Origin of the sequence: Priestia sp. YIM B13491, assembly GCF_042787605.1 — a bacterium.
In the GTDB taxonomy this organism is placed as follows: domain Bacteria; phylum Bacillota; class Bacilli; order Bacillales; family Bacillaceae_H; genus Priestia; species Priestia megaterium_E.
In genome coordinates, this window is sequence record NZ_JBHZOR010000002.1 from 305,615 (window position 1) to 324,595 (window position 18,981).

Consider the following 18,981-nt stretch of genomic DNA (forward strand, 5'->3'; position numbering starts at 1 on the left):
CATGAAGAGAATACTTATTTTATGCACTTGCCTTACTTTTTTAACGAGCTGTGCAGACCGTGAAACAATTGACGAAATTCAAGTAGTTAACTCCATAGGATATGATTATATTCCTCAAAGCAATAAAGTCAGAGGAACTATTTTATACCCTATCTATAAGTACGGGCCAACAGAAGAACCTAGTATTATTGCGGCTACTGCTAATTCATCATTTGATATTCCACTCCGCTTAAACAATAAATCATCTCTTCCGGTCGCTTTTGGGCAGCTGAGAAGCATCGTCATGGGAAAAAAATTTGCAACACATGGCGTGGATGAATTAGTAAATACAATTGCTAGGAATCCAGACCTTGGACGTAATATTAAATTAAGCATTGCAGATGGCAACGCACATGAATTATTGAGCTCCGTTACAAAAAAGAAAATCAAGGACTATCAGTTTATTTCTAATTTGATTGAACAAAATATCCGAACAGAAAATTTGCCTAACACCAATTTACAAATTTTTTTATTCAGTTTTTTTAGCGATGACCGCGACCCGTACCTTCCTGTTTTAGCTCAAGAAAAAGATGCTATTAAATTAAAGGGACTGGCGCTTTTTAAAAAACAAAAAGTCGTTACAACCATCGGAATGAAAGAAACGTTTTTATTTAAGCTGCTAACAAGCGGAACAAAGCACGGCCGCTACTCAGTAAAAATTAAAGAAAGTGACCGCAAAGGCGAAATTATACTGCAAAACTTGCGCACCAAAACAAAGTATGAAATTAAAGGAAATCATCAGCATCCAAGTATTGTTGCGCACTTAACTATCGACGGACTTGTAAAAGAGTTTCCTGGATGGATAGATTTAACAGACCCGGCTAGTATTAAAATGGTTGAAAAAACGCTTCAAAAAGATATTGAAAAAGATGGGGATACCTTTATTAAGAAGCTTCAGCGGCACAAAATCGACCCCATTTGTTTTACAGATTATGTTCGAAGTAAAACGCGAGGGTTTAACAGTGAAAAATTCAAAGCGCAATATCCGGATATGAATATTGAAGTAAAAGCTCGCGTTCACCTTATTCAAACCGGTATTAGCAACTAGGAGGAAGAAAAGATGCACAATACAATTAAAGAAGAAAATCAAGTTTCCCCTTCTTTTCTTTTTTTCTTAGTCCACTCTACACAAATTGGTGTTGGAATACTAGGATTTCAGCGTTATATTATTAAAGGAGCTGGATATGAAGCTTGGATATCTATCTTCCTTGCTGCGATCAGCGTCTGTATTTTATTAGCGATGATTTTTAATATCTTAACCCGTGAAAACAGCGATATTGTCGATATTCACCGGTTATACTTTGGTAAATACCTTGGAGGAGCTTTAACTCTTGCGGCATCGGCTTATTATTTTATTTTTGCTTTAACCATTTACCGGACGTACGTAGAAATTTTACAAATATGGATGTTTCCACAGCTGGAAACATGGATTGTATCACTTGTTTACTTACCTATTATTTACTATACAGTTTCCGGTGGATTTCGTGTGATTACTGGAATTGCTTTTTTTGGGGTTATGCTTCCCTTGCCGCTCGTATTCGCATTGATTTATCCATTAAAATACGGACACCTTAATAATTTATTTCCTTTGTTTGATCACACCATATGGGAATTTTTAATTTCAACTAAAATGATGACTTTTGAGAATTTAGGATTTGAATCCGTGCTTTTTTTCTATCCTTTTATAAAAAATGGAGCTACTAGCCAAAAATGGGGTCAACTTGGAATTTTGTTCAGTGCTTTTTTATACTTGTGCACAGCATTAGTGTCATTTGCTTACTTTAGCCAGGGACAGTTAATGCATACGATCTGGCCAACTTTAACGATGGCCAAAATTATTGAAATTCCGTTTTTACAGCGTTTTGAATATATTTTAATTGCTCTGTGGCTTATAGTGGTTCTTCCTACGATTGCTGTCAGCGTATGGTGTACAATTCGTGGATTTAGCAAAACATTTAATAAGCCGCCTACGCTTTTTCTTATATTAGTTCTTATTGCCCTTCTTGGTTTTTCTATTTTCTTTGATGATCGGGAAACCATCGATCAGCTTAATACACGATTATCCATGACCGGCTTTTACTTTATTTATGGCTACATTCCTTTCCTTTTTCTCTATAGCCTCATTCGAGCTAAAATAAAACAAAAGAAAGCACAAAAAGAAGAGCGTGAGCCAACTTTAAGTTGAATCACGCTCTTTTTTTCATATTATTTTATTTATTAAATAAAACAGCGTATTCCCCGTATCCTTCTTTTTCTAAATCTTCCTTCGGAACAAAGCGAAGAGCTGCTGAGTTGATGCAGTAACGCAAGCCGCCTGCATCTTGCGGACCATCATCAAATAAATGACCTAAATGAGAGTTAGCCGTTTTGCTTCGTACTTCTGTACGAACCATATTATGACTAACGTCCATGTTTTCCTTTACTTCATCTTTATTAATCGCTTTTGTGAAAGACGGCCATCCGCATCCGGCATCATACTTATCAGTTGAACTAAACAACGGCTCTCCTGATACGATATCTACATAAATACCATCTTCTGTATGATCCCAAAATTCATTGCGAAACGGAGGTTCCGTTGCGTCATTTTGAGTAACTTCATATTGAATAGGCGTTAATGTCGTTTTCAGCTGCTCGTCGCGGCCAAAATCTTTCCAGTTTTCTTTAATAAAACGATCGCGTCCAGATCCTCGTCGATACATAGCATAGCGGAATTTATTTTTCTTATAGTAACCTTGATGGTATTCTTCGGCTTCATAAAACGGTTTTGCCGGTAGAATTTGTGTAGCAATTGGCTCAGAAAAACGACCGCTTGCTTCTAATTGTTGTTTGGATTCTTCAGCTAGTGCCTTTTGATGTTCATTGTGATAAAAGATGGCTGTTCGATATGAATCGCCTCGATCCGCAAATTGTCCGCCTGCATCCGTTGGATCAATTTGAGGCCAGTATAGTTCCAAAAGCATTTCATATGGAAAAACTTCTGGGTCAAATGTAATTTGGACCGCTTCATAGTGGCCCGTTGTTTCTGAGCATACTTCTTTGTACGTCGGGTTCTCTTTGTGACCGCCTGTATAGCCAGATACAACTTTTATAATGCCTGGCTGTTCATCAAAAGGCTTCACCATACACCAAAAACAGCCGCCGGCAAAAGTTGCTACTTCATATTGTTCTGTCAAAAAGATGACCTCCTTCATGTGTTCTTTCTATTATTATACGCTGATTTGATGTTCTCACCAACTAACTTGCCTTTTATACTCTTTGCGTTTTAAGACAAAAAAATAATCAGTGAAGGCCATATTCACTGATTATTCTTCCGTATTTAAAGCGCTTTATTTTTGATCGCCTTTAATTTTGTGAAACAGTTTATTCATCGTTTCAATTTCTTTATCTGTAAAGTGCTCAAAACGCTCAAGGAAATAGGCTCGTTTCTTCTCTTGAATAGCATTAAAAATATCCTGTCCTTCCTTGGTCAGTTCGATATCAATAATACGCCGATCGTTTTCAGACCGTTTGCGTGCAATGTAGCCTTTTGACAAAAGCAAGTCTGTTACCGCCGTAATGTGGCTTGCTGACACTTGAAGATACTTTGATAAATCAGTTGATCGCTGCCTGCCGGAATCAACCAGCATGCGAAGCACCATAAATTCATTTGTTGATAGCTCTGAATTGTATACTTCATTAATTTCTTGGCGAAGCTGTCTGAACACAAAGCGAAACAGCGTCTCCATTTCTTGAACGAGCTCTTCTCTTTTTTTCACTTGTCACTCTCCTTATCGCTATCGCATGATAACGAATATGTATTTACGAAAGTATTTCACTTTCTTAACTTAATTAGTTTTATCAAATTACTAAGCGTTTCGTCAACTATTATTGAGATTTTTTTCCACAAACCTGTACAAATTGATGTATTTTTCATAAAATTCCATAAAAAAAGCGATTTACCGTTATGGTAAATCGCTGCTAGTAGCTAAAAATACCGGTTAAAAAGCTTCTCCATCTCGGAACAGGCTTTTTACCTTTTAAGCTATCTTCACTTTTTAACTGACTTTCAAGTTCCACTACTCGATTTTCTAATTTCGTAATAACTTTATTTAATCGATCGATTTCTGAACGATGCTCTAAAATTTGAAACGTCACTACTTCTCCCGCTTTTTCTTCTGTACGCTTTTCATTTTCAATCAACCTTAAAAAAAGCTGATCAAGCTGCTTTTGCATGTCTTGCGCACGTTCATCAGATATAACGACTTCCTCTTTTTCTACTACTTTTTCTACCACTTTGACGACGGCTTGACGATTGCGGTTTTTTTGAAAGTTTCTAAGTGCTTCAATGTTTTCTTCTGTAAACTCACAGTGTCCCGATTCATTTCTCTCTAGCTCGATATCCGCCATTTTGACCCACTTTAGTACCGTACTTGGATGTATTCCCAGCGCTTTTGCCACATCTACCGTTTTCATCGTCATGTTCCATCCCTCCATTTTTTTCATTTACTAGCCATTTCGAGAGAAATTTTTAAATCCCTTCATACGTGACAAAACTAGTATGAATTCGTCAAAGAAAGTGGACGTTCAACAAATGAAGAAAATGATGTCATTATTACTTAGAAAAACTCGTACAATCCTTCTGCAAAATAACAAAATTCGTGCGGTGAAATCCCCTTGCCATATCCCTTAAAAAAAGACGCGCGCTCTTTATCTGTAAAAATTCCGTCTTCAAAGCGCACAGCAAGCGCCATATCATAACGAGCGTCTCCGCAGGTTCCTCCGCTCCAGCCAATAACAGCTGTTTGAACAAATTTGTAAGCACTCGGGCTTTGAAAGTCCGCCAGTGCCCGTATATTTTCTAATACATAATATTCCCTATATAACCATTTTCTGTACTTCCCCCCTTTTGTCCGCTTTAAAACATACTTTCCTTTAGCCGTATGAAGGATACCAACATCCGAGGTACATCCTTGCTTTGGAAACGTCACTTTTTCGATTTGCTTTACATACTTTTTTATCGAATGAGAAATTTCTTCTACTATAATAGGATGCATATAATAAGATGCAGCTGTTTCACTCTCCTTTCTTTCCATATTCTCTTTTAATTTCTATTTCCCTACAAAAAAGTTGAGATATAACGAAATCAATTGAATCTAGAGACAAACAACTGGGGTAAATGAGCTATTATGAGGCGCTTGTTACGCCGCTGTTGATTTCCGTGGAAGACTTCGCTTTCCGCGGGTGGCCGGTGAGCCTCCTTGTCGCTTCCGCTCCTGTGAGGTCTCACCTGTTCCGCTTTTCCCGCAGGAGTCTCCGGCTTTCCCTCCAATCAACAGCTAGAAGCAGCTAACTACCTACTTGAAACCTACGTTCACCATTCCAATAAAACAATCCGAACGATTACTCGTTCGGATTTCTCTTCAACTAAATTACTTTTGCCCAGTCTCTTACCCTTTACCAAGCACCCAGCGGCTTTTGGTAAACATCGTGTAACCAATCGTAAATAAAACAATAATGCAAACCGACAAGCTTCCTGCTGTATACACAAGACTCTGCATGTCATAGACACCATAGAGAAGCTGTTTCATAAGTGCAAATACGTTATAAATAGGAATTAAAAAGGTACTTGACTGCAGCTCGTTTACAGATTTCCCCATCATTAGGAAATATGGAAGCATCGCTACCGTAATGATTTGTGATGTATAGCTTTGCGCTTCTTTAACGGAGCTTGCTAAGAGACTAAAGATACAAAGAATTAGTCCTGCTAATAAAGCAAATAAAGTGATAGCTACTAGTAATGAAACGCCAAAAGCAACGAGGTGATTGGTTAGATTCAAGGCATCATTTAACGTCACGGTAAAGTAGCGTACAAAAAGCACAAATGAAATAGTAGAAAGAACTCCGCTTAAGACACCAAATGTAGAAATAGTGAACCATTTCCCTACTAGTAAATGTAGTCGTTTAACAGGAGCCATGAGTAGAGCTTCCATCGTTTTTCGCTCTTTTTCTCCTGCAAAAATATCATTAGCAGAAGGCAAGATACCTCCTAATATACCTATAATAATAATTAGGGGGGCATAAATTGCTACCATGTATAGTGAACTGGTATCTTCTTTTGAAACACTTTGTTCAATTACATGAAAGGGCTCAATCGTTTGATTATTAATATTTAATTGATTTAAACGTTCTTTTACGATGCCTTCTCTCTGTTTGTTTAGTATATTTGTAACGTACTCTGTCGCCCCTGAAGATTCTACACTACTTGGACTTGTATAAATCGTCACATCTGGAGATTGCATATGGAGAATTTTATCGGAAAATTTCTTGTCAACTTTTAAAGCTACTAATGCTTTGCCTTTTTCTACTGTTTGAAGTGGATCTTCGCTTTCCACAACTTGAAGGTTTCTATCTTTCTTTAACCATTCCACTACACTTGTATCTGAGCCTTTCTCAACAGCTATAGACATACCATCAGATTGATCACTAGACATCATTCTATCTACAAAAAACAGCATCCCTATATTTAACAAAATCGGAATCAACACACTAAAGATAATCGTCTTTCGATCTCGCAAACAATCAATTAACTCTTTTTTATAAATATGCCAAATCATATTAAGCCCCCCTCACGATACGCGACATAAAGATATAGTTTAAGTCTGTGCTTTCCTCTTCTTTATACAGCTGTTCGTTTGTTCCTTGATAAATCATTTTCCCTTTATGAATCATGATGATAGACTGACACAGCATCTCCACTTCTTCCATAATGTGACTGGAAAAAATAATCGTTTTTCCTTCTCTTTGCAGACTTTTAATAAGCTCACGAAACATGTTTGCTGATGTAATATCTAATCCTGTAGTCGGCTCATCAAATAGGATAACGTCCGGGTTATGAAGAATAGTGCGTGCAATGGCTACTTTTTGACGCATTCCTTTTGAAAAGCCTCCGACGCGGCGATCCAAGTAGTCTTTCATTCCAAAACGTTTGGCCAGTTCCTCAATCCTTATCTTTGTTTCATGTTTGCTCATGCCATAAAACTTAGCAAAATAAGCTAAGTTTTCACGAGCGGTCAAACGGTCGTATAAGCCTGTTTCACCGCCAAAAAGCACGCCGATTCTTTGTTTTATTTTATCGGGCTGTTTATGAATGTTAATTCCGTGAATAAACATATTACCTTCCGATGGTTCAAGTACAGTCGACAGCATACGTAAAAGAGTTGTTTTCCCTGCTCCATTTTCACCTAATAGCCCTACAATTTCTCCTTGTGCGATGGTTACATGAATATCTTGAACAGCCGCAATTGTTTGCTTTTTCTCTTTAAAATATTTCGTCACACCTTTGATTTCAATCATATCCGCTCTCCCCTTTTACCGTGATTGACTATATCTTAGCTTATTTTTCATACAGCATCTTCCATCTTGTCATAAAGAGGGTTTTTTATGTCGCGAAACGTCCTTTCTATCTTGTAAATCATGGTAAAATAGTGTGGTAATATCCAATAGAATGAAACAAAGAGGGTTTTTATTTATGAAGGTAGGATTAGTGGACGATCATTCATATGATTTAGAGAAATTGAGGATTTCTTTAGAAAGAGAAGATGATATAGACATCCTTTTTTCGACTAGCAGCGCGGAGGAAGCTTATAACGAAATTAAAAAAAATCAAATTGATTTATTAATTACAGATATTGAAATGCCAAAGCTATCAGGTTATGAGCTTGCAGACTTTATCAATGCTTACGCACTTGATATTCAAGTCATTTTTGTCACTGGGCACAGCGGCTTTGCCGTTCATGCATTTGAACTCAACGTTTTAGACTATATTATGAAGCCTTATTCTAAAGAGCGTCTGTTAAAAGGCATTCAGCGTTTTCATCAAAAAAAACAATCAACTGACACAAGAGATAAGCTTATTTTAAAACAAAAAACCGAAATGCAAGTGCTGAACAAACAAGATATTATATTTGCAGAACGAACGGGTCGCTCTACCACAATCATAACGACAAATGGAGAATTTAGTACCTATCAATCATTAAACGAAATTGAAAAAGAATTAACAGCGAGTCATTTTCTAAGGTCGCATCGAGCTTTTATTATCAACATTTCCTATGTTCAAAATTTCTCCCTGTATACTAAGCACTCCTACTCAGTGATGTTTCAAAGCACCGAAAAAACAGCTTTAATCACGAAACCAAATTTAGACATCTTGCAAAAAGAATACTTTTAAAGGAGGGACTATCTAAAATGAAACTATTTTACACATTAGTTTTACTAACTGTTTTCGTGCTCCTCTTTTTTAAAGACCTGCCTGTTAGTTTACATCTCCTACTTAGTTCTTTTATAATTGGTTCATTTTTTATATGGAGAAAGAAATATCAAACGGCTCCTTCACTAACTATAAAAAAAGCAATCGTACTGACGGCTTTTTTCCTGCTTTTATTTAGCCTATCTTCACCTTTTAGTGTTAGCTTAACCGTTATCGCAATGATTGGTTACATGACCGACATGTTTTCTTCTTATCAACAATACATATTTGTAACCAACCGGGAAAGCAGTGCTTCACGTGAAATTCAAAAAAACAATGAGCTTTTTCAAGCGTTAAGGGCTGAAAGACATGATTTTATTAAACATGTCAGTGCCGTATCCTATCTTTTAGAAACAAATCAAAGACAGCAGGCACAAGAGTATATTCAAGATTACGTTGAAGCTCTGAATGATACCCATTCATATATTCAAGGTGAACATTCGCACGTTGCTTCTGTTGTCCATCAAAGCAAGAATCAAGCACATACGTGGGGAATACATATGAATGTTCAATTAGATTCACCGTTATCACAGCTGCCTTTAAACCACCTTGACCAAATGAATCTCATCATGAATTTACTGCATAATGCTTTAGAAGCCGCTCATTCTTCTGAGAAAAAGGAGATAACCGTTTCGAGTATGATTCGAAGCGGCATTTACATTTTAGAAGTCAGCAATTCTACCGCTGCTTTATCACGAGAACGTCAAGATCACTTGTTTACTTCTTTTCATGTTACAGAAAAGAAAGAACGCCACGAAGGCCTTGGCACGTGGATCATTTCTGAACTTGTTTCCAACTACCACGGACGCTTGGAATATACGTATCACGATTTAACTCTTTCCATTAAAATAAAATTTCCAATAGTCGTTGCCTCAAAACAAGCAACATAGCCGCTGCAGCCCAAGCGGCTTTTTTTCGTATGAGCCTCTTCTATACGCACACACTATAAAAAGCACCGAAAAAAAGAAATATTTCACACTTGTTTTAGCTCTTTTATCGTCACTTTTTCAGTTTTTGATTTTTTATATGCAAATCTATTGCATTTCAAGTAAAAAACGAATATTATATATCATGTTGCTTTTAATGTTCGTTATTTTTGGAGGTTACTTATGTTTAAGTTAAAAGAATATAACACGGATGCTAAAACGGAGATTTTAGCTGGTATTACAACGTTTTTAACCATGATTTATATCGTCATTGTGAACCCAGTTATTTTGTCCAGCGCCGGCGTTCCTTTTGATCAAGTATTTACAGCTACTATTATTTCAGCAGTCGTAGCTACGCTATGGATGGCTCTTGCAGCTAACTACCCAATTGCTATTGCTCCCGGTATGGGAATGAATGCGTACTTTGCTGCTTTAGTTGTTGGTTCAAATGGAAGCATCGACTATGCTACTGCTTTTTCAGCTGTATTCGTAGCGGGTATTATCTTTATCATCCTATCGTTAACATCGTTTCGTGAAAAATTAATTGAAGCTATTCCAAACAATTTAAAGCACGCGATTAGTGCTGGTATCGGTTTATTTATTGCTTTTATCGGGCTTCGTTCAGCCGGTATTATTGTTGCAAATAAGTCAAATTTAATTGGACTTGGTGATTTGCAGTCTGAAAAAGTAGTTTTAACACTGATCGGACTTGCGATTACAATCATTTTATATACGCTAAATGTAAACGGCGCTTTATTCTTCGGTATGATTATTACCGGATTAATTGCTTTCTTTAGAGGACAGCTTTCATTTGATAAAGGTTTGTTTGCTTCCCCTCACCTTCCAGACGGCTTAATGATTTCAAATCCTTTTGCTGCTTTTGGAGATGTTATTCATCATGATCTGTACACAGTTGTTTTTTCTTTCTTACTTGTTACAATTTTTGATACAACAGGTACAATGGTAGGAGTAGCTCAACAGGCCGGTCTTATGAAAGGTAATAAGATGCCTCGCGTACGTCAAGCATTGCTTGCTGACTCATTTGGTACAACGATTGGAGCTTTATTTGGTACAAGCCCAACAACGGCTTACGTTGAATCTTCATCTGGTGTAGCAGCAGGCGGACGTACAGGTCTAACAGGTGTGACGGTAGCCATTTTATTTATTGTTGCAGCGTTCTTTAGTCCGGTTGTAAGCTCGGTTTCTGGCGTAGCAGCTATTACTTCACCTGCATTAATTATTGTCGGAAGCTTGATGATGGGTGCTGTAGCTAAAATTAATTGGAATGACTTTGATGAAGCGTTCCCTGCCTTTTTAGTTGTTCTAGCGATGCCTCTTACATCAAGTATTGCAACAGGAATTGCGCTTGGCTTCATTTCTTATCCGTTAATGAAGCTGGTAAAAGGAAAAGGCAAACAAGTTCATCCGCTTGTGTATGTCTTTGCTGTTTTATTTCTCTATCAGCTCATCTTTTTACCGCATTAAAAAAGCTTGGAGATTTCTCTCCAAGCTTTTTTTATTGAAAGTGATTGTTATTTTCTTTTGTTTGATAAAGATAATTTTCCACATAGATTTGTTCTGCATCAGAAGCATTCTTTATTCCTTCTGCTGGATCTAACTCGATACTTCTCTTTTTAGCTATATAGTCCACTAGCGCCCCAAATCCTAAAAGACCGCCTATGATCCCAGCAAATACAATCCATATTGGCAATCGCTTCACGTCCCTTTCCTTTTAATTGTATCATCCTCAGCGCAACAGGTAAATATTAACATAGTTATCCATTTGTAAATAAAACGTTTTTTACCAAATATACGTAAAAAACTTCTTTGTATTTGGTATACTAAACTCACGGCATGTTCTACAGAGAAAGGGGCTTAATTGCATATGAACAAACAGCTTGGAACATTAATGTTTGTTATTTTTATGGTATTTGTCGGCTTTGGAGTGATCATCCCCATCGTACCTGAAGTTATTCGTGCCACGGGTGCAAGCACGGTCAATTTAGGAATACTAATGGCTAGCTATTCGATCGCATCTTTTATTACTGCACCTTTTTGGGGGAAGCTTTCCGATATAAAAGGCCGGCGTCCCATCTTACTTTGGGGCTTACTCGGCTTTAGCGCAAGCTTTTTTCTTTTTTCGGTGGCAGAAAACTCTCTGACTTTAATGTATACGTCGCGCATCATCGGAGGTTTGTTCGCAGGAGCTGTTATTCCTTGTGCTTTTGCATATGCTTCTGATAGTACAGATGAAGAAAACCGCACGAAAGCAATGGGACTGTTAGGAATGTCGATTGGCTTAGGCTTTATTTTTGGACCGGCATTAGGCGGCGTCCTTTCATCTTTCGGCTTGTTTTTCCCCTTCGTTATCTCTGGTATCTTGTCACTGATTATGACAGCGTTCTCATTCTTTACGTTAAAAGAATCTTTACGAAAAGAATCTGCTGATAAAGTACAGACATCGAGATGGCATGACTTCACGTCAGATTTTCAAGGAGCTATGAAGTATTTATATGTTCTTTCATTTTTAGCGACTTTTACGCTCGCTGGTTTAGAAGCTACTTTTCAATTTTTTCAAATAGCGAAAATCAATGCTACTCCTACGACAATCGGATGGATGTTTATGGCGAGCGGTTTAACTCAAGCGCTGATTCAAGGCGGTGTGCTGCAGCGATTTAAAAAAGGAAATGAAAAAAAGCTGATGGCCATTGGCTTATTGGTTTCAGCAATAGGATTTACGTCTATTTTGTTATCTTCTAGTGCCGTTAATGCTACCTTATTTTTGTGCATATTTACAGCAGGTAATGCCCTTATTCGTCCTTGTGTCCTCTCATTAATTACAATGAGAACCAAAGTAGGATATGGCTCTGCTTCGGGGTTAACCGCCTCAATGGATAGCTTAGGGCGTATTTTTGGGCCTCTGCTTGGTGCATTTGCCTTTAAACTCAATATGACGCTGCCTTTTATTATTGGAGCGGTTGTCACTTTAGCTGCTTTACTGCTGATTCAGCGCCATACAGCTCTAGATTATTCTGAGCAAACACTCTCATCGTAGAGGCTGGGACAATATTATTTTAGTTGAAAGAAGATCCGAACGATGAATCGAGATTCTTGCTGGAGAATCCAACGCGTTCGGATTTTTTTATTGTTATGAGTATGCTAGCTGTGTTGATTGAACAGCAAGACGGAGACTCCTTCGGGATAAGCGGAAGAGAGGAGACCCCGCAGGAGCGGAAGCGACGAGAAGGCGCAGCGCCCGCCCGCGGAAAGCGAAGTCTTGCAGGAAAATCAACAGCCGATTTCTACTAGCTCATGTGGTTCATTTATTGTTCTTTGGATTAATTTAGCTATGTCTCAATCTCTTTTCATCGTTACTAACACAAGATTATCAGCAGCTGCAGTACGTTTTATAATTAAAAACTGATGAGCTTCGTATAGCTTAATCGCAGGTGTATTTTTTTCGGCTGTAGACACCATACATTCACATTTTGAATATCTTTGAAGTACATGTGTTAAAAGACGGCTTCCGATTCCTTTCCGAAAGTAATGAGGACGCACAACAAGGCGGCAAATCGTTAATCGCTCATTTTCTATTTCAAACGACAGCACTCCTGCTAGCTTACCTTCAATCATTTCTCCGATAAACACTTCCTTGCTTTTCATAATATCTTCTTTGCTTTCTGTAAGCTGAGGAATATCTGAAAAACCAATGAGCCTTGCTTCTTCTTGATAAGCTTCTATTTGTACAGCTACTATTTGAAGAGCGATATCCACTCTTTGATGTTCGAGGATTTGAAGCATGAAAACCACTCCATTTCTTTCACAAATTTAGACAAATTCCATGTTTTCACTATATCCAAACGCCTTCCTTGTACATATTGTATTATGTACCGAATTAGCCAGGAGGTGTTTATATGCATATCACTGCTGAAAGAATTAGAGAAGCAACAGAAGCGATTGCTTCTACTGAGCTTGAAACATTTATGTACCAAGAGCCAACTGCTCTTCACAGGCGCTCTCGTCGTCGTTCTACTCGCCGCACTACTCGCCGTTCTACTCGCCGTTCTACTCGCCGTTCTACTCGCCGCACTACTCGTCGCACTACTCGCCGTTCTACTCGCCGCACTACTCGTCGCACTACTCGCCGCACTACTCGCCGTTCTACTCGCCGTTCTACTCATCGTTCTACTCACCGTTCTAGCCGTCGCCGCTGTCGCTGCGGTTCACCTTGCTGCTCATATCCATGGTTTAATAAATCATTTGGATGCTGCTATAAGGGGCATGGCTGTCGTCGCTAACTAAATCTAAAGCAAGTCGAGTTTAAAACATACGCGGCTTGCTTTTTTTAAGATTTTCATTTTACATAATCATTCGTTTTACTCCTCTTGAAAAGGAAAACAACGTATAATAATGGGAAAGAATCTCTTTTAAAAGGAGGCCTATCCATGCACTTATCTTTTGATCATCTTGTTCATTTTTCACCTGACCCTATTAAAGCTCAGAAAGAACTAAACGAATACGGAATACATGTCATTAAAGGCGGCATCCATGAAAAATGGGGCACTTTTAACACGTTGGCTTATTTTAACCTCAGCTATATTGAATGGCTTGGGCTTAGAGATATCGCGTTAGCTCAAAACGTTACAGATAATGACCTTATTCAGCAGCTTGTTAACGAACATACACCGGTTGGTCATTTTGGCCGATTTGCACTTCGTACAGATGATATGGATTTGCTGATAAAAGAGCTGGAAAACAAGAACGTCACTGTAAAAGGTCCTGTAGCGGGTTCTCGCCAAACCAATGATGGAGAAAGACTTCAATGGAAAATGTGTTTTATTGAAGCTGATCACGATTCCCTGCCTCTTCCTTTTTTTATTGAATGGGGTGAACCAGAAGAAAAACGCAAGCCAAAGCTAGCAGATCTTTCTTCTCACCAAGCTGGTCAGCTGCAGCTAAAAAATATTTACTGTGCTGTACATAACCTCGAAGAATCCATCAGCAAGTGGACGAAACTGCTGGACGTTCAGTCTGGTGAAAGCTACAAAGACTCTTTGCTTGATGCACGTTGTCAAAAACTATATGTCAATGGAGGAAACCTTATTTTTTGCAGCGGAACACAAGGTGTTGTCCATGATACATTAAAAAAAGTTGGAGAGCGTCCATTTTTGGTTGAATTGGATCACGCTCTAACACCGCAACAAATTACCGTACAAGGAGCTTCTTTTAAATTCAACAAATAAACATCCGCAGGCGGATGTTTATTTCTGCGCTTCTTTTATAGCTTGATAAATGAAATGAGGCAAAATTTCAAAGGAATACTGAACGTCTAATCTTTCGGTCCATTGATGCGCATCTCTTCCCAGCGGTCCAATGTTCAGCACCGGCATCTTCAGCTCCTCTAGCTCTTCTAGCGGGATATGATACCCTTTATTCCATAGCGGCATATTGGCTACTAACGTGTTAAATGTATGAAGCGGATGCTGCAGGCTGGCATAGCTTAAATCCGAAATTCCGCCAAAATAACTTTGTTCAACTAGCTCCACTTGGAACTGCTCTTTGGCAGTTGCCTGTACGTTTGACAAAATCTCTTGTACAAAGGGGTCATCATGTGAACAAACGGCCGGATAAAAAGGCGGCGTAAAAAATAAGACCATCATCGGAGCTGCTTCTTTACATAAACCAGCTAAAGAGTTTACTAAGTTAATGGTTTTATTTCTGTCATCCTCCTCTTGTGCCAAAAGTGCTGCTTCCATTTCTTGCACATATTTTTCACCGTGCTGTTTGACTGCATGAGTATAAAGTTCTTCATACGTCCATACGTTCACGTCAAGAGATGAACTCTCCATTCCCGCAGCGTACTGCCTAACGGCTTTATTATAATGTTTTTTTACATTCAAAGCCGCTTTGTCAGCCGATTTCAACAGCAGATCTGTTACTTCTTTAAGAGAGCGGTTTAACATAAATAAATTAAATAAGACAACGGCAGAGTGCGGAACTTGAACTGAATACTCTTCTTTTAAATCTTTTTGTATCAGCACCGTAGGAGGTGGACTCGTTTCATCTCTTACTTTTTCGCAAAAATCAACGTTTAATTCTATTTCTTTTGTTAAATAAGAAGCTAGTAAATTAGCATTTAAACCAGCTAGCGGTTCCCCTACATGAGTTTCTTTTCCATAACACAAAAAGCTTGGCATGATCTTCCCAATTGATCCTGAGTACACATAGTTCGTTTGATCTCCAGGATAGCGGCTGAACACCGGTTCTGCATTTAGCATGAGAGAAAAATCCAGCTGATGTTTGCGGGCAAGTTCTAAAAGAACAGGCACTGCTTTTCTCATCCCAAGCGAATTTACTTCTTCATCCGGTACCGACAGCAGCAGGATGTTTCCGTCAAACTCTCCGTTGCATGCTCGTTCAACCATACTGATATGCAGGGCAATGCCTGCTTTCATGTCCATCGTTCCTCGGCCAAAAAGCCAGTCTCCTTTTATCATATCTTTTTGTACGTGCGCCGGAACTTGTTCCATATGGTTATAAAAAGTACTCGTTAATGTATCAGCGTGAAAAGCATCCTTTTTCCACTGTCCATAATCTTGTACATCCACTACATCGTAATGACTTACGAGTACAACTGTTTTATTCGTATTTTCCCCTTGAACAAAAGCTGTGACAATCGATCGCCCGTCTCCTGTTGAATGAAGCTCGACTTGCTCGTTTTTTTGAAAGTAAGGCAGCTTCAATAAATACGACGCTATCGATTCAGCCATTTCAACTTCTGCCATCGTTCCTGTCACGCTAGGTATAGAAACCAATTCGCTTACAAGTTTTTTTAACTGTTCTTTTGTTTGATACAAAGATGTTTTGTTCGACATACCCTTCATCTCTTTCCTTTTTCTAAATTTTCTATCAAACAAAACCATTCGTCAATCCCTTTGACAGAGACCCTTTCATTCTATCCCTATGTATCATAGTATGGCGCTGCCTTTACACACATGATAAAAAAAGAGTGCGCGGCTAGGGATAGCACCGCACACTCTTTTTTTACTTTTGGTCATCTTCTAAAAAGTCTAGGATACGATCAATAAGCTGTTCGCTTCCTGCATCGTTTCCGTGTTCAAGAGACATTTCCATTTCAATGCTCCTTTCATAAAATATTCTTGTTTTATAACATACCACAATTCATTTCGAATGTAACCTTTAATTTGCGTAAAAATTTCGACAATTTACAATCAATTTTAAAACCTAGTGAGTATTGATTATACCCACCAGATTCTTTGCTTGTCAAAAACCATGCTTTCTATTTAAAACCACTTAAAAAATAGAGGCGCGAGCAGACTTTTTCTATAAAAGACAGCCTACTCGCTCAAGCTTGGAACAGCATGATGAATAAATTTCTAGTTCATTTGCTTTTTGTACATCTTTAATATCTATGCCTACAGCATATGTACGAACATGGTTTTCGACCACAATTTCATAAAATGTTTCTAACTCACGATAAGCTACTTGATAATGCTTTCCTAATAATTTCACTGCTTCCTTTAATGCTTTCTCTCCTGTATGTGCTGCAACTGCTGTATGACTCATAAAACCCTCTCCTTTTAGAAAAATAAAAAAAACTCATTTTGCTTTGATGCAAAATGAGTTTTTCACCCGTTTTATCACCCAAAGCACATGCTTTGCTGGTAGGAGCACCTTACATTCGTAGGTTGCTGTGGAGTCAAAGAGCCAGATCTCTCGTCCACTCGTGATAACTTTTTTAATTTAAAATTTATTTTATCAAACAATTTCATCCGCGTAAATAGAAAAATAAAAATATTTTAATTTTTTTGGTAATGGAATGAATTCAAAAAATGAAAGCTGAGATTAGCAAAATAAGAAGCTGCTACAAGCAATGCCTCTTCATTTAATGAAAAAGAAGGATGGTGCCATTCATATTCTCCAGCTGTACCCATCCATACAAAAAATCCTGGTACATGCTGCTGATATACGGCAAAGTCTTCTCCTCCAGGCGATTGTTCAGCTTCTACGACTTGGTAACTAAGATCCTCTGCCGCTTTAGTAGCCAGTTTTTCCAGCGTATCATCATTGTTCACTACAGGAAGATATGGATACCATTTAACGTCTACTGAAGCCCCGAAAGCTGCCCCAATCCCTTCAGCAGTTCGTTTCATAAGAGCCGGTATTTTTTCTCTTGCTTCTTCTTGAAAGGTACGCACCGTTCCTTCAAGCGTTACTTTGTCAGGAATGACGTTCCACGAGCTCCCTCCATGGATTTGAGTTATGCTGACAACAACATTTTGAAAGGGGCTGAGATTACGGCTGACAATGGTTTGTAAACTAGTAACAATTTGACCAGCAGCAGCAATCGGATCTATTGTTTTTTCAGGAATACCCGCGTGACCTCCTACTCCTTTGACGTCAATTTCAAAACGATCAACACTTGCCATTAAAGGTCCCGGTTTGATACCAATGGTTCCTACAGGAAGATCCGGTTTGTTATGCATCCCAAATATCGCTTCCACTCCTTCGAGCACACCTTTTTCAACTAGCATTTTTGCCCCAGAAGCCGTTTCTTCAGCTGGCTGAAAGATAAATCGAACCGTGCCGCAAAGCTCCTGCTGACGCTCTTTAAGAAGGATAGCTGCTCCGATTATAGAAGCCGTATGAAAATCATGGCCGCACGCGTGCATCACACCGTTCACTTCAGAAGCAAATGGCAGATTGGTCTTTTCTTCAATTGGCAGCGCATCAATATCAGCTCGAATAGCGATAGTAGGTCCCGGCTTTCCTCCCACAATTTCTGCTACTGCTCCTACGTCTAATTGGAATGTATCCGCTGTAGAAATATCATAGTGCTTTAACCACTTTTTAATACGTTTAGTTGTTTCATATTCTTTCATTGAAAGCTCTGGAAACCGGTGCAGCTCACGGCGTATGTCTATTAGCTCATTTAGTAGTAATTGATCTGTCATATTTATCACTCTTTCACATTTCTTAATTTGGAGAACTTCTCTATCTTTTACGACAAAGAGTGTACCTCATTGAATTTTTTATAAAGAAATACGGTCGTATAGTCTTCTGCAAGGTGCTTTTCTTTAGCTTGAACATATCCTTTTCGTTCATACATTTCAACTAACCAAGGATGTTCTTTTGCTGTTCCTAAAGACACACCTGGTGATTTAAACGTATTTTTTATTACCTCTTCTTCTACTCGATGCAGCAGCTTAGATCCAACACCTTTCCTGGTAAACAACGGGTCTACTGCAAACCACCAAAGATGCGGAACAGCAAACGGACCTGGATGTTCTCCCCAAGGCATTCGTATCGACACAGTAGCAGCGATTCTTTTCTCTTCTTCATATACATAGCAAAGGTTTTGAGAAATATTTTTCTTAACAAGAGCAAGATCAGCAGTAGCTGCTAAGAAAGGAATACCTAGCTCTCGAATAGGCTTATATGCTTGTAGAGTTAAGTTCAATAAGTTATCTGCGTCGTCATTTGTTGCCAAACGGAATTCATTTTTCATCTCTTCGTCTCCTTATGTAGTGCTTAAATATTTTATTTAACTTATAAGTTTACTAAGAATTAAAAAAGACAGACTGCCGCCTTGCCTCACTATACAACTGCTTTTATAACGTGTCAATTCTATTTATCGTTTTCTATAAAGGGTATAAATAAAACAAATACACGCAGTTTTCTGCGCGTATTTGTTACATATCAAGACAAATT

The 18,981-nt window shown here is 38.4% G+C and carries 22 protein-coding genes and 1 riboswitch; of the genes, 9 read left to right on the plus strand and 13 right to left on the minus strand.

From position 1 onward, the window contains the following. Position 1 precedes the first annotated feature (1 nt). Complete coding sequence (locus ACFX4E_RS07730) at positions 2-1,087, plus strand: Ger(x)C family spore germination protein (protein WP_377237620.1); 1,086 nt, start codon at positions 2-4, stop codon at positions 1,085-1,087. A 12-nt stretch (positions 1,088-1,099) separates the two neighbouring features. After that, positions 1,100-2,224, plus strand: coding sequence for a GerAB/ArcD/ProY family transporter (locus ACFX4E_RS07735; protein ID WP_377257920.1), 1,125 nt, complete (start codon positions 1,100-1,102; stop codon positions 2,222-2,224). 25 nt (positions 2,225-2,249) lie between these two features. Here ACFX4E_RS07735 and msrA read toward each other — a convergent pair whose 3' ends face one another. The 7 genes from msrA to ACFX4E_RS07770 all read right to left on the minus strand — a co-directional run bounded on the left by msrA (position 2,250) and on the right by ACFX4E_RS07770 (position 7,371). Beyond that, entirely contained in the window at positions 2,250-3,212 is a 963-nt protein-coding gene (msrA, locus tag ACFX4E_RS07740; RefSeq protein WP_377257923.1) for a peptide-methionine (S)-S-oxide reductase MsrA, read from the minus strand. A 153-nt stretch (positions 3,213-3,365) separates the two neighbouring features. Beyond that, the gene (locus ACFX4E_RS07745; RefSeq protein ID WP_028407863.1) at positions 3,366-3,794 is read right to left on the minus strand and encodes a MarR family winged helix-turn-helix transcriptional regulator; all 429 of its coding nucleotides are present in this window, start codon (positions 3,792-3,794) and stop codon (positions 3,366-3,368) included. Between the two features lie 202 nt (positions 3,795-3,996). Further along, positions 3,997-4,497 (minus strand): MerR family transcriptional regulator, encoded by a 501-nt coding sequence (locus ACFX4E_RS07750; protein WP_028407862.1) that lies wholly within the window; start codon positions 4,495-4,497, stop codon positions 3,997-3,999. Positions 4,498-4,634: 137 nt separating this feature from the next. Continuing rightward, positions 4,635-5,111, minus strand: coding sequence for a hypothetical protein (locus ACFX4E_RS07755; protein WP_377254000.1), 477 nt, complete (start codon positions 5,109-5,111; stop codon positions 4,635-4,637). Positions 5,112-5,216: 105 nt separating this feature from the next. Continuing rightward, positions 5,217-5,351 (minus strand): hypothetical protein, encoded by a 135-nt coding sequence (locus ACFX4E_RS07760; protein ID WP_255257676.1) that lies wholly within the window; start codon positions 5,349-5,351, stop codon positions 5,217-5,219. Between the two features lie 114 nt (positions 5,352-5,465). Further along, positions 5,466-6,632, minus strand: a complete 1,167-nt coding sequence (locus ACFX4E_RS07765; RefSeq protein WP_377237615.1) for an ABC transporter permease — start codon at positions 6,630-6,632, stop codon at positions 5,466-5,468. A gap of 1 nt (position 6,633) precedes the next feature. Next, positions 6,634-7,371 (minus strand): ABC transporter ATP-binding protein, encoded by a 738-nt coding sequence (locus tag ACFX4E_RS07770; RefSeq protein ID WP_098333623.1) that lies wholly within the window; start codon positions 7,369-7,371, stop codon positions 6,634-6,636. A gap of 175 nt (positions 7,372-7,546) precedes the next feature. On the opposite strand from ACFX4E_RS07770, the gene ACFX4E_RS07775 reads away from it, so the two are divergent. The 3 genes from ACFX4E_RS07775 (at position 7,547) to ACFX4E_RS07785 (ending at position 10,734) form a co-directional block, all read left to right on the plus strand. Further along, complete coding sequence (locus ACFX4E_RS07775; RefSeq protein ID WP_098248418.1) at positions 7,547-8,245, plus strand: LytR/AlgR family response regulator transcription factor; 699 nt, start codon at positions 7,547-7,549, stop codon at positions 8,243-8,245. 17 nt (positions 8,246-8,262) lie between these two features. Continuing rightward, a complete protein-coding gene (locus tag ACFX4E_RS07780) occupies positions 8,263-9,213 on the plus strand; it encodes a sensor histidine kinase (RefSeq protein WP_336095562.1) in 951 nt (316 codons plus the stop codon). Positions 9,214-9,432: 219 nt separating this feature from the next. Next, positions 9,433-10,734 carry an NCS2 family permease gene (locus tag ACFX4E_RS07785; RefSeq protein WP_013055916.1) on the plus strand — a complete coding sequence of 434 codons (1,302 nt, stop codon included), beginning with the start codon at positions 9,433-9,435 and terminating at the stop codon, positions 10,732-10,734. Between the two features lie 31 nt (positions 10,735-10,765). Here the strand turns inward: ACFX4E_RS07785 and ACFX4E_RS07790 are convergent, their stop codons facing one another. Further along, positions 10,766-10,969, minus strand: a complete 204-nt coding sequence (locus tag ACFX4E_RS07790) for a hypothetical protein (RefSeq protein WP_231504471.1) — start codon at positions 10,967-10,969, stop codon at positions 10,766-10,768. 165 nt (positions 10,970-11,134) lie between these two features. Between ACFX4E_RS07790 and ACFX4E_RS07795 the strand changes: the two genes are divergently transcribed. Together ACFX4E_RS07795 and ACFX4E_RS07800 are read left to right on the plus strand one after the other, a co-directional pair. Continuing rightward, on the plus strand, positions 11,135-12,304 hold the full coding sequence (locus ACFX4E_RS07795; protein ID WP_028407856.1) for an MFS transporter: 1,170 nt from the start codon (positions 11,135-11,137) through the stop codon (positions 12,302-12,304). A gap of 23 nt (positions 12,305-12,327) precedes the next feature. Continuing rightward, positions 12,328-12,558, plus strand: coding sequence for a hypothetical protein (locus ACFX4E_RS07800; protein ID WP_034275570.1), 231 nt, complete (start codon positions 12,328-12,330; stop codon positions 12,556-12,558). 45 nt (positions 12,559-12,603) lie between these two features. On the opposite strand, the gene ACFX4E_RS07805 is transcribed toward ACFX4E_RS07800, so the two are convergent. Beyond that, on the minus strand, positions 12,604-13,050 hold the full coding sequence (locus ACFX4E_RS07805; RefSeq protein ID WP_377237612.1) for a GNAT family N-acetyltransferase: 447 nt from the start codon (positions 13,048-13,050) through the stop codon (positions 12,604-12,606). 113 nt (positions 13,051-13,163) lie between these two features. Here ACFX4E_RS07805 and ACFX4E_RS07810 point away from each other — a divergent pair, with 113 nt between their 5' ends. Then, positions 13,164-13,547 carry a CotG/ExsB N-terminal domain-containing protein gene (locus ACFX4E_RS07810; RefSeq protein ID WP_377257926.1) on the plus strand — a complete coding sequence of 128 codons (384 nt, stop codon included), beginning with the start codon at positions 13,164-13,166 and terminating at the stop codon, positions 13,545-13,547. Positions 13,548-13,694: 147 nt separating this feature from the next. Further along, on the plus strand, positions 13,695-14,492 hold the full coding sequence (locus ACFX4E_RS07815) for a VOC family protein (protein ID WP_098333628.1): 798 nt from the start codon (positions 13,695-13,697) through the stop codon (positions 14,490-14,492). Between the two features lie 18 nt (positions 14,493-14,510). Here ACFX4E_RS07815 and ACFX4E_RS07820 read toward each other — a convergent pair whose 3' ends face one another. The 4 genes from ACFX4E_RS07820 to ACFX4E_RS07835 all read right to left on the minus strand — a co-directional run bounded on the left by ACFX4E_RS07820 (position 14,511) and on the right by ACFX4E_RS07835 (position 18,778). Beyond that, positions 14,511-16,124: a M20/M25/M40 family metallo-hydrolase gene (locus tag ACFX4E_RS07820; protein ID WP_377237606.1), complete on the minus strand. Its 1,614-nt coding sequence runs from the start codon at positions 16,122-16,124 to the stop codon at positions 14,511-14,513. A 469-nt stretch (positions 16,125-16,593) separates the two neighbouring features. After that, positions 16,594-16,836: a hypothetical protein gene (locus ACFX4E_RS07825; protein WP_028414204.1), complete on the minus strand. Its 243-nt coding sequence runs from the start codon at positions 16,834-16,836 to the stop codon at positions 16,594-16,596. A 68-nt stretch (positions 16,837-16,904) separates the two neighbouring features. Next, positions 16,905-17,006, minus strand: a riboswitch (SAM riboswitch). Positions 17,007-17,069: 63 nt separating this feature from the next. Then, positions 17,070-18,224 (minus strand): amidohydrolase, encoded by a 1,155-nt coding sequence (locus ACFX4E_RS07830; protein WP_377237604.1) that lies wholly within the window; start codon positions 18,222-18,224, stop codon positions 17,070-17,072. A gap of 47 nt (positions 18,225-18,271) precedes the next feature. Beyond that, positions 18,272-18,778 carry a GNAT family N-acetyltransferase gene (locus ACFX4E_RS07835; RefSeq protein ID WP_377237602.1) on the minus strand — a complete coding sequence of 169 codons (507 nt, stop codon included), beginning with the start codon at positions 18,776-18,778 and terminating at the stop codon, positions 18,272-18,274. Positions 18,779-18,981: the final 203 nt, after the last annotated feature.

Bases quoted from the DNA above. Each gene is read 5' to 3' on its own strand.
- ACFX4E_RS07735 (WP_377257920.1), top strand. From the start codon at position 1,100: ATGCACAATACAATTAAAGAAGAAAATCAAGTTTCCCCTTCTTTTCTT.
- ACFX4E_RS07795 (WP_028407856.1), top strand. From the start codon at position 11,135: ATGAACAAACAGCTTGGAACATTAATGTTTGTTATTTTTATGGTATTT.
- ACFX4E_RS07730 (WP_377237620.1), top strand. From the start codon at position 2: ATGAAGAGAATACTTATTTTATGCACTTGCCTTACTTTTTTAACGAGC.
- ACFX4E_RS07780 (WP_336095562.1), top strand. From the start codon at position 8,263: ATGAAACTATTTTACACATTAGTTTTACTAACTGTTTTCGTGCTCCTC.
- ACFX4E_RS07815 (WP_098333628.1), top strand. From the start codon at position 13,695: ATGCACTTATCTTTTGATCATCTTGTTCATTTTTCACCTGACCCTATT.
- ACFX4E_RS07835 (WP_377237602.1), bottom strand. From the start codon at position 18,778: ATGAAAAATGAATTCCGTTTGGCAACAAATGACGACGCAGATAACTTA.
- ACFX4E_RS07805 (WP_377237612.1), bottom strand. From the start codon at position 13,050: ATGCTTCAAATCCTCGAACATCAAAGAGTGGATATCGCTCTTCAAATA.
- ACFX4E_RS07770 (WP_098333623.1), bottom strand. From the start codon at position 7,371: ATGATTGAAATCAAAGGTGTGACGAAATATTTTAAAGAGAAAAAGCAA.
- ACFX4E_RS07810 (WP_377257926.1), top strand. From the start codon at position 13,164: ATGCATATCACTGCTGAAAGAATTAGAGAAGCAACAGAAGCGATTGCT.
- ACFX4E_RS07755 (WP_377254000.1), bottom strand. From the start codon at position 5,111: ATGGAAAGAAAGGAGAGTGAAACAGCTGCATCTTATTATATGCATCCT.
- ACFX4E_RS07825 (WP_028414204.1), bottom strand. From the start codon at position 16,836: ATGAGTCATACAGCAGTTGCAGCACATACAGGAGAGAAAGCATTAAAG.
- ACFX4E_RS07750 (WP_028407862.1), bottom strand. From the start codon at position 4,497: ATGACGATGAAAACGGTAGATGTGGCAAAAGCGCTGGGAATACATCCA.
- ACFX4E_RS07785 (WP_013055916.1), top strand. From the start codon at position 9,433: ATGTTTAAGTTAAAAGAATATAACACGGATGCTAAAACGGAGATTTTA.
- ACFX4E_RS07820 (WP_377237606.1), bottom strand. From the start codon at position 16,124: ATGTCGAACAAAACATCTTTGTATCAAACAAAAGAACAGTTAAAAAAA.
- ACFX4E_RS07765 (WP_377237615.1), bottom strand. From the start codon at position 6,632: ATGATTTGGCATATTTATAAAAAAGAGTTAATTGATTGTTTGCGAGAT.
- ACFX4E_RS07775 (WP_098248418.1), top strand. From the start codon at position 7,547: ATGAAGGTAGGATTAGTGGACGATCATTCATATGATTTAGAGAAATTG.
- ACFX4E_RS07830 (WP_377237604.1), bottom strand. From the start codon at position 18,224: ATGACAGATCAATTACTACTAAATGAGCTAATAGACATACGCCGTGAG.